At 66.7% G+C, this 12,836-nt stretch carries 9 protein-coding genes and 1 pseudogene; 6 read left to right on the top strand and 4 right to left on the bottom strand.

Annotation, left to right across the window (positions count from 1 at the left end):
• Nucleotides 1–26 precede the first annotated feature (26 nt).
• The 3 genes from H0264_RS21885 to H0264_RS21875 form a co-directional block, all read right to left on the bottom strand.
• On the bottom strand, nucleotides 27–1,040 hold the full coding sequence (locus H0264_RS21885; protein ID WP_231085695.1) for an alpha/beta hydrolase: 1,014 nt from the start codon (nucleotides 1,038–1,040) through the stop codon (nucleotides 27–29).
• Nucleotides 1,041–1,116: 76 nt separating this feature from the next.
• Nucleotides 1,117–1,824, bottom strand: coding sequence for a hypothetical protein (locus H0264_RS21880; protein ID WP_181579259.1), 708 nt, complete (start codon nucleotides 1,822–1,824; stop codon nucleotides 1,117–1,119).
• A gap of 502 nt (nucleotides 1,825–2,326) precedes the next feature.
• Nucleotides 2,327–3,586 (bottom strand): PucR family transcriptional regulator, encoded by a 1,260-nt coding sequence (locus H0264_RS21875; protein WP_181579258.1) that lies wholly within the window; start codon nucleotides 3,584–3,586, stop codon nucleotides 2,327–2,329.
• Nucleotides 3,587–3,872: 286 nt separating this feature from the next.
• Between H0264_RS21875 and H0264_RS21870 the strand changes: the two genes are divergently transcribed.
• The 3 genes and pseudogenes from H0264_RS21870 (at nucleotide 3,873) to H0264_RS21860 (ending at nucleotide 7,655) form a co-directional block, all read left to right on the top strand.
• Nucleotides 3,873–4,727 carry an SDR family oxidoreductase gene (locus H0264_RS21870; protein WP_181579257.1) on the top strand — a complete coding sequence of 285 codons (855 nt, stop codon included), beginning with the start codon at nucleotides 3,873–3,875 and terminating at the stop codon, nucleotides 4,725–4,727.
• Nucleotides 4,724–6,153: pseudogene (locus H0264_RS21865) on the top strand (aldehyde dehydrogenase family protein). The gene H0264_RS21870 and the pseudogene H0264_RS21865 overlap by 4 nt, the downstream one beginning before the upstream one ends.
• 905 nt (nucleotides 6,154–7,058) lie before the next feature.
• On the top strand, nucleotides 7,059–7,655 hold the full coding sequence (locus tag H0264_RS21860; protein ID WP_181579256.1) for a diguanylate cyclase: 597 nt from the start codon (nucleotides 7,059–7,061) through the stop codon (nucleotides 7,653–7,655).
• A gap of 516 nt (nucleotides 7,656–8,171) precedes the next feature.
• On the opposite strand, the gene H0264_RS21855 is transcribed toward H0264_RS21860, so the two are convergent.
• Entirely contained in the window at nucleotides 8,172–8,942 is a 771-nt protein-coding gene (locus H0264_RS21855; protein ID WP_181579255.1) for a GntR family transcriptional regulator, read from the bottom strand.
• Nucleotides 8,943–9,035: 93 nt separating this feature from the next.
• On the opposite strand from H0264_RS21855, the gene H0264_RS21850 reads away from it, so the two are divergent.
• The 3 genes from H0264_RS21850 (at nucleotide 9,036) to H0264_RS21840 (ending at nucleotide 12,832) form a co-directional block, all read left to right on the top strand.
• Nucleotides 9,036–10,466, top strand: a complete 1,431-nt coding sequence (locus H0264_RS21850) for an ABC1 kinase family protein (RefSeq protein WP_181579254.1) — start codon at nucleotides 9,036–9,038, stop codon at nucleotides 10,464–10,466.
• Nucleotides 10,467–10,580: 114 nt separating this feature from the next.
• Complete coding sequence (locus H0264_RS21845) at nucleotides 10,581–12,188, top strand: flavin-containing monooxygenase (protein ID WP_244975909.1); 1,608 nt, start codon at nucleotides 10,581–10,583, stop codon at nucleotides 12,186–12,188.
• A complete protein-coding gene (locus H0264_RS21840) occupies nucleotides 12,185–12,832 on the top strand; it encodes a class I SAM-dependent methyltransferase (protein ID WP_181579252.1) in 648 nt (215 codons plus the stop codon). Before H0264_RS21845 ends, H0264_RS21840 begins: the two co-directional genes overlap by 4 nt.
• Nucleotides 12,833–12,836 lie beyond the last annotated feature (4 nt).

Raw genomic sequence — 12,836 nt, 5'->3', positions numbered from 1 at the left:
GTGCCGGCGGCAGGTGCGTCCGCCGACTAGTCCACGCCCAGCGCGGCGGCCAGCAACGGCCAGGATTTGTGCAGGTCCTCCTGCCAGTACGCCCAGGTATGGGTGCCTGCGCTACGGAATTCGACCTGCGCGGGGATGTTCAGCGCGGCCAGGCGTTCGGCGAGCGCATGGGTGCAGGAGTTGGTGGCGGCCTCGATCAGCCCGCCCAGCACCAGCTGATTCGCCTTGCCGATGAGCTGCGCGACGCTCGGCTGCCCGGGCAGCGCCTCGGCGGGGCCGGGCAATCCGCTGCCGCTGGAGAGATAGATCGCCTTGCCCCGCAGCCGTTCTGCCTGCAGCACGCTGTCGTGCGAACGCCAGGCCGGGTCGTCGTCGGGGCCCCACATGTTCTCCGGGTCGGCGTCGCCGCGACCCAGCACCAGCCGAATGTAGGTGCGTCCGGCAGGATCCGAAGTGGAGGCGCACCCGCTGTAGGCGGCGACCCCGGTGTACAGCTCCGGCGCTGCGGCGGCGAGATTGAGCGCTGAGGTGGCCGACATGGACACTCCCGCAATGGCATTGACGCCCGAGGCGTGCAAGGCCGCGTCGAGGACCGGCGGCAGTTCCCGGGTCAGGAACGTTTCCCAGCGATTGCGCCCCAGCGCCGGATCGTCACGCTGCCAATCGGTGTAGTAGGAGAATTCACCGCCGACCGGAGTCACCACGTTCACATTCTTGTTCCAGAAGAACGCGACAATATCGGTCTGGTTGTACCAGTTGGTGATATCGGTGCCGCCGCTGGCTCCGTTCAGCAAATACAGCGTCGGGCGCGGTACGGTCGGGTCGGCGGCGGTGAGCACCTGGAGCGGAATCGTGCGCCCCATCGCAGCCGAGTACACGTGGACCACCTGCTGCCGCTGCCCCGCGCGATCGATCCGATCGACATGGGGGCCAACGGGTTCGGCGTGCGAATCGGTGAGAACACCGGGTGCGATCCAGAGCAGGGCCGCGGCGGCGAGATAGGACGCAACCAACGCCGGATAATTCCGCCTGGACGACAAGGCTGACTCCTCGGAAAGAGCGGTGAATGGGTCCTGGGCCGTGGCCGGCCGCGCACCACGCCACGGCCCAGGAGTCTCAACTGCCGATCAGGTTCTTCAGCACACCGGAAATGATGTCGGTGAGCGAACCGGTCGAGCTGAGCTGGTTCTGCGAGGATCCGAGGCCGCCCTGGTCCATGCTGCCCAGGAGCGCCTCACCCGGATTCGCGCCGCGGCCGGTGAAGCACACGCCCATGCCCGGCTGGTCGGAGCCGACGCCGACGGTGCCGCCGACACCGATTCCGCCGCTGCGGATCTGCTGGCCGTTCTGCACGGAATCGGGTACGCGATAGGTGAATTCGGCTGTGACCGGGTTACCCGAATTGACGAACCAGCCGGTGCTGGTGACGCTCCAGCCACCATTGTTGGGCCCGGGCGTCACCTCGGCGGACTGCTGCCCCTGGCCGAAGTGGTAGGCGGTGACCACGGCCTTGACCGGCTTGCCGAATCCCGGTGGCGGATAGTCGGTGATGGAGTTGACGTACGGATTGCCGATGCTGGTGGTGCCGACCACGATCTTGTAGGTGATGAGCGTGCCGGCCGCCGCGGTCGTCACATCGATGGATTTGTCGTAGGTGTGGGTGATCCAGAAGCTGCTGAATCCTGGATTGTGGTCCACGTGCTGCTGTTGCGTGCAGGACGTCGTATCCGCCGCGGCGGTCGCCGCGCCGAGGACGATATCCGCCCCCGACAGCACCAGTGTGGCCGCCACAATGCCGGCGGCCAATTTCGGGGTCCTGATCATGATTCCTTCCAACAGTTCCGGAGAATACGGAACTGATTACCGGTGAGCCGATGTGGAATTCGAGCAATTGCTCACGACGACAAACGCTAGGGCGCACCGAAAGAGAACTGAAACACTATTTCTCACACGATTCACAAGGCCGCCTTGTCAATCGAGCTCACGAGCTGCTCGACGATCTTCTCCACGGTCAGGGTCCGCGATCAACAATCATCTCTTTCGAACTATCCGAAAATCGTGATTTCAGTTCCTGATTCACGCCTCGTAGCGTTGCTCGTCGTGAGCAAGTGGCTCACAACCGAAGAAACAATTCAAAGGAGAATCACTGATGGGTTCCGCATCCAGCGTCCTCGAAACTGCCCTTGTCGCCCTGATCCACAAGCTCTTCACGGGCTCCGCCGGCGGCACCAAGTAGCCCGCTGACCGAGGGCAGGCCGTTCACTCATTCCCCCCTGCTATGGCCTGCCCTCTTTCGAACACCGCCGTGCACGACAATCCGAATCCGCTACCCCGACCGGGCATCGAGCAGCGCGTCACCGTAGACGGCGGCGAGGCGGAGGGCGATCTCCAGGTGGAGTTTGCGGTCGTCGATGGGGTGTCCGAGCAGGTCTTCGGCTTGTTGCAGGCGGTACAGGACGGTGTTCTTGTGGACATCGAGGGCCTCGGCGGCGCGGGCGCTGCTGCCATGCTCGAGGTAGGCGAGGACGGTTTCCCGCAAACGGCGTGCGGCGCTGTCGTTTCCGGACAGACCTGCCAGTTCGCGGGTCACCATGGACCGCATGGCCGTCGGATTGGAGGCCAGGCAGATGACCAGCTCTACGTCGCGGTAGTCGGTGACCTGGGTGGTGGTTCCGGTGTCGATGGCCAGGGTCTGGGCGGCGACCGCTTCGCTGTGACTGGTGCGGAAGCCGGTGGGGCCGGCGGCGGGGACGCCGGTCGCGGCGCGAAGTCCGGGATGATTGCGGGCTACGTCGGTCAGTGCGCCGCGCAGGTCGGTGACCGGGGAGGTGACCAGCCAGACCCACAGGGTACGGGGGCCGCAGGGCAGGGTGAGGGGGCGCGTTGTCCCTGCGGCCGTGGCGATTTCGCGAGCGAAGGTCTCGAGGGCGGGCATGGCGGCGGCCTCGTCCAGCAGGTCCGAGGACCACAGCACCAGGCCGGTCTGCTCGCCGTGCAGGTTGTGGCCCAACCGCAGCGTCGCGGTCTCGGGATCGAGGTTCTCGCCACGGAGCAGGGCGTGCACGGTATCGACTCGCCGCGCCAGCGCACCCTGGAGGCGCTGCTGGATCTCCTCGAAATACGCGGACACCGCCTGTTCGGTCCACGCTCCGGTTACGCGATTCACGTGGTTCCACAGCCGATTCAGAATCGGCTGCCGCAATGCGGCATCGACGGCGGGATCGAACACCGCGTCCATGACCGCCTGCCAGGCGACGCGCTGACCCGCCGGGAAGATCCGCAGGAGTACCGGTAGCTCGTGCCCGCGCTGCGCCAAAGCTCGGAACAGGTCGCGACTCGCGGGCGGGATGGGGATGTCGCGGGGATCCTCGGTGAGCAGGTTGCGGAAGTAGCCGCGCAGCGCGTCGCGGGTGCTGGCGTGCAGGTCGCGACGCAGGGCGGCGTCGTCGGCGACGGCGGGAAGGTCGGCGGCGATCTCGTCGTCCATGCGGTCGGTGAACGCGGCCAGGCGTTCGGGCTCGAGCAGCGACTCGGCGAACGCTGATATCCACGCCGTCGCTTCGGCATCGAGATCCCGACGGTGCACGGCCCTCCCTTCGGTGTCGTGGTGCCCCCGCTGGGAAGGATCCCACAGTCGGCCGTAGGTGCCGGACACGGGCATTCCCGGGTGAGGCGGGCGTGTTTGTGTCGCCCGCCCAGCACGCGCCCCGAGATCTGGGCCGCCGTCACAAGCGCGCCGCGGCCCGTGGTGACCAGACTGAGCGCATGCCCGGCGACGGGCGGATCGGCTGCCGCACGCAGCGTGGCGTGCACACGGGGCGTGCACACGGGGCGTGCACACGGGGCGTGCACACGGAAGGAATTGAACGGATATGAGCGGACTCTCGCTGCCCGGCCGGGTGGTGGCGGTCACCGGCGGCGCCCGGGGCATCGGCCGCGCGACGGCGGAGGCATTCGCGCGCGCCGGAGCCAAGGTGGCCATCGGCGATATCGACGCCGCGCTCGCCGCGCGCACGGCGACCGAACTGAACAGCGCGACCGCCGGCGAGATCATCGGGTTGCCGTTGGATGTCACCGACAGCGACTCGTTCGCCGAGTTCCTCGACGCGACCGAACGCCACCTGGGCGCGCTGGATGTGCTGGTCAACAATGCCGGCATCATGCCGATCGGCGAGTTCGTGGACGAGACACCGGAGATGACGGACCGGCAGATCGACATCAACGTCCGCGGCGTGACCACCGGTTCTCGGCTGGCCATGCAGCGCTTCACCGCGCGCGGACGAGGAAACCTGGTGAACATCGCCTCCCTGGCCGGGGCGACCGGTGAACCGGGGCTGGCGACCTATTGCGGCACCAAGCATTTCGTCATCGGGTTCACCGAGTCACTGTGGCGGGAACAGCATTCCCGAGGCATCGGCGTCACCATGGTGCTGCCGGGATTCATCAATACCGAGTTGGCTTCCGGGACCGAGGTGCCGCGTTGGGCGCGCAAACTCTCGATGCGCGAACCGGAGGACGTGGCCGCCGGGATCGTGGCCGCCGTGCGGGCGGACGCGCGCACCATCACGGTACCGAGTTCCCTTGGCCTGCTGCTGAAGTCAACCCAACTGCTGCCCGGCAGGCTCCGCTACGCCGCCGTGAACGCGCTCGGCTGGGGCGATGTCTTCACCACACCCGACCACCAATTGCGCGCTGCCTACCACCGGCGACTGACGGGTGAGAAATGATGACGGCCGTCGAGAACGACGCCGCTACAACGGTTATCGAGGTGCGCTCGCCGATCGACGGGTCACTGGTGCGCACCGTGCCGGACCGGTCGGCCGCCGACGTCGCCGCGGCCGTGCGCGCATTGCGCGACCACCAGCCCGCCTGGGCGGACTCCGGACCCAAACGACGTGCGGAATGGCTTGGCAGATACCGGGATTGGCTGCTCGACCACGCCGAGGAACTCGCCGACGTCATTCAATCCGAGTCGGGCAAGACCCGCGCCGAGGCGCTCATGGAGTTGCCGATGGTGACCGGCGTGCTCAACTACTACGCGGCAAATGCCGCGAAGTTCCTCGCGCCGGAGTCGCCCGGGGCCGCCAACGCCCTCGCCGTGCCCAAGCGCTACCGCGTGGAATACCACCCCTACCCGGTGGTGGGCGTCATCACGCCCTGGAACTTCCCTTTGCTGACACCGGGTTTCGATGCGCTGCCCGCCCTGCTCGCGGGGGCGGCGGTACTGCTCGAGCCCTCCGAGTTCACCCCGCTGACCGCGTTGTTCATGCTGCGCGGCTGGCGTGAGATCGGCGCTCCCCCGGTCTTCGACGTCGTCACCGGCCGCGGTGCGACGGGCGCGGCCCTGGTGGACACCGTCGACTACGTGCAGTTCACCGGCTCCACCCGGACCGGCAAGCTGATCGCGCATCGTGCCGTCGACCGGCTGATCCACTACTCACTCGAATTGGGCGGCAAAGACCCGGCCATCGTGCTCGCCGACGCCGATATCGACCGCGCCGCGGCGGGCATCGCGTGGGGCGGGCTGTTCAACGCCGGTCAGGCGTGCATCTCGGTGGAACGCGTCTACGTGGAGGCCGCCGTCCACGACGAGTTCGTGACCAAGCTGACCGCGGAGGTGCGGCGACTGCGCATCGGCGGCGGCCACGACTTCCGCTACGACATCGGCGCGATGGCCACCCGGGCTCAGCGTGACATTGTGGAAAGGCATGTGTCCGAGGCGGTTTCGGCCGGTGCCTGCGCACTCACCGGGGGCCGCCCCTCGAGGTCGCCGACGCCGACGAGGCGGTGCGTCTGGCCAACGACAGCGAATACGGACTGTCGGCCACGGTGTGGACCGGCGACACCGCGCGAGGTTTGGCCCTGGCCCGCCGAATCGAAGTCGGCGCCGTCAACATCAACGACGTCTTCTACAACCTGATGTCCCCCACCGTCCCACACGGTGGCTGGAAGGCATCCGGCATCGGAGCCCGCTTCGGCGGCGCGAACGGCCTCCGCAAATACACTCGCGCCCAAGCCATCACCGAACCCCGCTTTCCGCCGATGCGACGCGAACTGATCTGGTTCCCGTACACGCGGGTACGGCTGCGCGGCTTCCTCCGCGTCATGAACGTGATCATGGCCCGAGACATTCGCCGCCGGCTCGGCTTCTGAACAAGCACGGATTCCCCTCCACACCGAACGCCACAGCAGCGGAGGGTCTTTCTATGCCGAATCATCCGCGACCCGAACCGCGCACCATGTGCGAGCCCCTTCCAGCGCACGGTCACCGCACATCCGGACGAGGTGCTCGCGCGCGGCCCCATGATGGCCAGCGACGCCGACCGCTGGCTGCACACCGAAGACATCGGTGAACTCGACGCCGACGGCCGCCGGTACAACACCGCGCCAACGCCACCGTGGCGCGGGTCGAGCAGATCAAGAAGTTCGCCGTGGTTCCCCATGTCTGAAAGCCGGGCGGCGACTACCTCACGCCCACAACACGATTGAACCGCAAGCCGATCACGCCGGATACGCCCTGAACGTGGCCCAGCAGCCGACAGGACCGGGTCGACGGGGCGCATGCAACCAGATCCTGTTCTTCGGGGGGAGGCGTGATATCAGTCGTCGAGCACGGACCTGGGAGCAACCGACCTGGCCTGACGACCACCACGAACAGCATGGGACGTCCCGCGACGGATGACACTTCGTTTGGCTGACGTTGCCAATCCAACGAAAAACGGCCCCGGAACCAGTGGTTCCGGGGCCGTTTTCCCTAGTAGCGGGGACAGGATTTGAACCTGCGACCTCTGGGTTATGAGCCAACGGGAAACAGTCCAGGACGTATTTTCGGGTACCGCAGCATCCCATTCGTGCAGGACAGCGGGTTTTCAATCGTCTACAGTGTCCGGCTGGTCCCACCCCGTCCGCCGGGTCGCGCCCTGTCGTGATGCCAAATTTGATGTCAAATTTGCTGCCGCAGCCAGTGATTTCGCCGTCTGCAGACATCCGTTCGTCGACCTGCGGGCGACAGGAGAATCCTGCTCACCTGGTCGTCCTAGCGACACATATCGCTCAGCGTGTGCGCCGAGGACGCGCTCTATCGCGGCAAGATCGCCGTCGCGCGTTTCTTGGCTCGCACGATCCTGCCCGAAGCCGCCTTCCGACCGGGATGCGTGTTCGGTGCCGCAGACGAGATCCCGCTCTGCGTCATGATCATCGACCTCGACCGGTTCGAGGGCATCAACGCTCGCTACGGCCATTCGATGGGTGACGAAATCCCCATCCGGACCGCGAACCTACTCCACACCCACGCCGACCCCGACCCCGACCCCGACCCCGACCCCGACCCCGAACTGATCGTATCCCGAACCGGCGGTGAGGAATTCGCGGTGGTCGGCTTCCGTTCCGCCACCTCGGCACGAGACCAAGCCGACCTCTTCCGGCACGGCATCGCTACCGACCGAACCATCCCGATCACCGTCAGCATCGGCATCGCCTTCCATGACCACACCGTCGAGAGCTTCGGCCCACCCCGCAACACACAACGACCTCCTGCAGCGCGCCGATTCCGTAATGTACGAAGCGAAAGCGCAGGAGGCAACCGAGTCGTCGTAGCCGATCCGCGCAGTGCATCGAAAACCAGTTCCTGTACACCACAGTGCCTTCGAAGATGAGGCGCGGTCGAGTATTTCGAGCAGATGAGCACCAAGACCTGAACGATCAGGAACAACCGGCGCGGCATCTCAAAGCGCAAGTGGCGAAGCCCAGCAGCGGCCGAGGTCAGAATCGGAGGCTCATCTAAAGCAGTCACCCTGATTCGATCGAAATCCCGCGATCACCCACATCCGGTCCGAACTCCTCGGATTCCGGTCGGTGAGCACTACTCACAGGGGCCTCTTCGCAATCGGGGCATGGATCGGCGTGACCAAATGCTTACTACACCCCGCAGAATCCCGAGAAACCCAGGCCACCAGTCGGTGCCACCAAGCACCGCTGCCCGGGCACCAACTTCTACATGATCGAGGCGAACATCTTGCTACACCGCATCTTCGGACGCCTCGAGTGTACGGATCGACCGCGCCGGACTGCCCCTTCCTCGCGCATCCCCGCAGGCGACCGAGCCCGCCGCCCTGGTCACTCACGCGCCCGACAAGGTTCGGGCATGCCCGTTCCCTCGTGAACAGTAAGATTCAAGCGGATTCGGCGGGGGCGACGCGAGGATGCGTGGGCGCGACCAGAGTGCCGAATCGGGTGACGACCCGCTGATGATAGAGCGCGAGCAGATCCCCGACCAGGGCGTACTCGGCTTCGTGGGGCAGATCGGGACGGCTGAGCGCATTGACGATGGCTCGCCAGAACAGCACGTGCCCGGACGGGTCGGCCACGAAATACGCATCGACGGCCTCGGGGACACCACCGATCAGCTCGGCCAGTGAATTGAGCAATGCCAGAACTGCCGATTGCCCTGCGGCGAGCGCCATTCGGCGCAGCAGATCGAATTCCCGGGCGAGGAACTCGGCGAGATCGACGTCGTCCCGCTGGGCCAACTCCTCCATCGCGTTCACCACGGGGGTGAGCCGATCGGTGCTCACGCGTTCGGGCAGTTGCGCGTACGCGCCGATGACGTCGAAGAGCACCGAGCGCTCCATGTCGACGATATCGGTGAAGGTAGCCACCGCCTGCTCCGGATCGCTCATCGACAGCCGGAACAGTATGCCGTACACGTCGAAACCACCGTGCGAGTGAACATCCTGCACGACGAAGCCGCGGGCGCGTTCGGCGACGACGAACCGGGCGGCCTCGAGCCTGCTCAGCGCCACTTGCGCGGTAGCCTTGCTGATCTCGAACTCCTCGGCGAGCTTGCGCACCGACGGCATCAGCGCGCCCGGTTGGTACCGCCCGGCCGCGATACGCCGGCCCAGTTCATCGGCCACCTCCGATGCTCCGACCTGGCTGCTCACCTCATGCCCTTCTCCGACGACGATGTGTCGCTACTGTCTAGGACAGCGTACGGTAGGACCGTGCGGTGCGGCATGTCGCGGGGTGAGGACTGAATGACGGATTGGCTTGGCGGCACTCGACGGTCGCGGAAGTTCGGTTCCCGACCAGCGGATCCGTCTGGCCACCCACCCGCCCATCCGGCTGCCCGCACCGTGCGGCTGGCCGCCCTGCCGATCGCCTACGCGGGTCGGCACGCGGCGGGTCTGGGCAAACTTCTCCACGGTGCCCCCGCGGAGACCGTGTACGCCGAGATTCGGGAGCGGACCGCCCGGCACATCTTCGAGGTGCTCGGCAATCTGCGCGGATGCGCGGCCAAGCTGGGCCAGATTCTGGCCCTCTACCCCGGCGGTCTACCGTACGAGATCGCCGGGCCCTACCGGGAAGCGCTGGCCAACCTGCAATTTGCGGCGCCACCCATGCTGCCCGGTGCGGTGCACGCGGCCATGACCCAGTACCTCGGCCCGGATTGGCGCGACGCCTTCCTCGAATTCGACGACCGGCGCCCCATGGCGGCCTCCATCGGCCAAGTGCACCGGGCGATTTGGCGTGACGGGACACCGGTCGCGGTCAAGATCCAGTACCCCGGCGTGGCCGAGGCCATCGAATCGGATCTGCGGCAGGTGCGGCACCTGGCATTCGTCGCGGGCGTCATGCTGCCCAGCATGGATCTGGACGGCCTCGTGGGCGAACTCTGCGAAGGCATCCGAATCGAACTGGACTATCGCCGTGAAGCCGAGAACCAGCGGATAGCCGCCGAAAAGTACACGGACGATCCGGAATTCGCGATACCCAGGGTGGTCGAGCAGCGCGCGGGAGTCCTGGTGACCGAGTGGCTGGACGGCGAGCTGCTCACCACGGCGCTCCTGCACGGAATGCCGTCCGAGACCCGAGACCGTGTCGGGGCCAGCATATTTCGGTTCTGCATGCTCAGCCCGGCACGCACCGGCCTGATCTACTGCGACCCACATCCAGGCAATTTCGTGATCCTGCCCGACGGGCGGCTCGGGGTGATCGACTTCGGCGCGTGCACGCCCCAACCGCCAGGATTCGACGACATGATTGCCCCCGCCCTCGAGGCCGCACTCAACGGCAGCGCGGACGAATTCGACGCGCTGTTGCGCGACTACGGATTCATCCCCCCGGGACAGGACGTCGACATCGCCGAATTCACCCGGGTGCTGGACCCTTTCGTGCGGATGGCGCTGGAGCCGACCGCCGAGTTCAGTACCGAATGGCTGCGCGCCCGGATCGGCGAGGGACTGAGTCCGCGCCTGGACAACGTGCACCGGCACCTGGCGATGCCGCCGGCGCTGTGGTCCTACAGCCGGACCCTGCTGTCCATGGTCGCGGTGCTGGCCCAACTCGGGGCGACGATCCCAGCCGGGGACATCGCCATCGAGCGGCTGCCGGAATTCGAGGCCATCCGAGCCCGGGCGCGGGCCCGCACGGCTGCGGGAAACGGCGTGTCGTTGCGGCGTGTCTAAGGCGAAATGCCCGATCTTCCCAGCGAACAGGTGCTGTTGTCGCCTCGGCTTTCTATACTGTCTCAGACAGATGGCCGCAGGCGGCCACCGACACCCACGAGAAGCGGGGCGGCAGTGACCAGATCACACACGACCACAACGAAACGAATCCACCCCGATCATGAGGTCGCGATCATCGGGGCGGGCCCCGGGGGTATCGCTGCGGGCGTCAAACTCGCCGCGGCGGGCATCGACGACTTCGTGATCCTCGAGCGCGACACCGACTTCGGCGGCAGCTGGCACGAGAATACCTACCCCGGACTGTCGGTCGACATCCCTTGGCCCGCATACCAATTCTCGTTCGACCGACGCACCGACTGGGAGCGGTTCTTCCCCTACGGCCCCGAGGTCAAGCACTACCACACCGACGTCGCACGCAAATACGGGCTGTACCCGCACGCGCGATTCGGCGTGAATGTCCAACGCGAGGAATTCGACGACGCCAACCACCTGTGGCGCTTGCACACCAGCACCGGACAGGTGATCACCGCGCGCCACGTCATCAGCGCGGTCGGCGCATTCGTGCGCCCGAAGGCGGACGCCATCCCTGGAGTGGAGACGTATACGGGCAAACTTCAGCGGCCCACCGCCTGGGACCACGACTACGACCTCACCGGCAAGCGGGTCGCGGTCATCGGCACGGGAGCGTCGGCCGTGCAGATCATCCCGGCCATCGCTGATCGGGTCGGCGCGATGACCGTATTCCAGCGCACCCCGGTGTGGTCCATGCCCAAGCCCGACTTCCGCACTCCCCGCGCGCTCAAAGCCCTGCTGGGGGTGCCGGGCGTGCTGCCGCTGATCCATCAGGCGATCCTCGTCGTGGTCGATATGGCGGGCCGATTTCTGGTCAGCACCCCACCGAACCTGGTCAAGCCCTTCCTGCGGGCCTTCGACAAAACGATCATCAAGGCGTACGGCCGATACGTGCGGCTGCTGGTCAAGGATCCGGTCGCGGCGGCCGCACTGACTCCCGATTTCGGCCCGATCACCAAGCGACCCACCGCCAATACCTACTACCTGACCACCTTCAACCGCACCAATGTGGACCTGGTCACCGACTCGATCGAGACCGTCACCGCGACCGGCATCCGTACCCGCGACGGTGTCGAACGCGACTTCGACGCCATCGTGCTGGCCACCGGCTACGACGTGTTCTCCGATCCGGAGACCTACGTGACGGGAACCATCGTGGGGCGCAACGGTTTCGACCTCGGCGAGTTCTACCGGGCCGAGGGACTGCAGGCGTACCAGGGGGTCACCGTGGCGGGACTGCCGAACCGGTTCATGCTGGTCGGCCCCTACTGCTGGACCGGATCGGGCTGGCACGACTTCGTGGAGATGTCCGCCGACCACGCGGTGCGCGCCATCACCGAATGTCGCCGTCGCGGTGCGACTCTGCTGGAGATCCGCAAGGACGTCGCCGACGAATACCACCGCACGATCCACCGCAACAGCGAGATCCTGCGCTACTACCTGGCCGACCTCAATGGCGGCACCAACACCTACTACCGAAACTCGCAGGGCGACACCACCTATCTGCGCCCGTCGGGCTTCTTCGAGGCGAGCCGGGGGCTGCGGCAGTTCCCGCTCGACGACTACCGCTACGAACAACTGGCCGCCGTGCCCGCGGCCAAGGCCGGCAGCAACGGCAAGGCCGCCGCGGCGGCCGAGGTGACCGCGTGACCGCCGTCGCCCCCGCCTCCCGCCGTGGCCTCAATTCCCTTGTCGCCGCGTTCTTCTCGGTGGCGTCGCTGGGCTACGACCTGCCCATCTTGCAGTGGTATCTGTACCGGCCGCCGCAGGACGACGTGGTCCGCGCCCTGGAGGCCGCAGGCGCGCGCACGGTGGCCGATATCGGTTGTGGTACCGGGATTCTCACCTCCCGGCTGGCCCGTGACCTGGACACCGTCTGGGGCATCGACATGTCGCCCGGCATGCTGGCCAAGGCGCGCCGGCGCAACCCCGCGGTGCGCTGGCGCAACGAGCCCGCCGAACAATTGAGCCTGCCCGATGCCTCGGTGGACGCGGTGACCACCACCACCGCGTTCCACTTCTTCGATCAGGCGCGAGCGCTGCGCGAATTCCACCGCGTGTTGCGGCCCGGCGGCGTGGCGGTGGTCTGCACCCCGGCCACCGACGCCCGCTGGGCCCGGCCCATCCAGCGTTCGAGCGCACGCCGACTCATGCCTGCGCACGCACCGACCTCGGCTGAGATCCGAAAGGTCTTCCAGGACGCGGGTTTCGAGATCGTCGAGCAACGCGCGGTGACGCGGCCCTGGTACAGCCGCTGGGTGCCCGACGTCATCACCGTCGGCAAACGAGGCTGATCCC

This window comes from Nocardia huaxiensis, assembly GCF_013744875.1.
Taxonomy (GTDB): domain Bacteria; phylum Actinomycetota; class Actinomycetes; order Mycobacteriales; family Mycobacteriaceae; genus Nocardia; species Nocardia huaxiensis.
The sequence above is the reverse complement of the archived record's forward strand: the minus strand, read 5'-3'. Positions and strand labels throughout refer to the sequence as shown.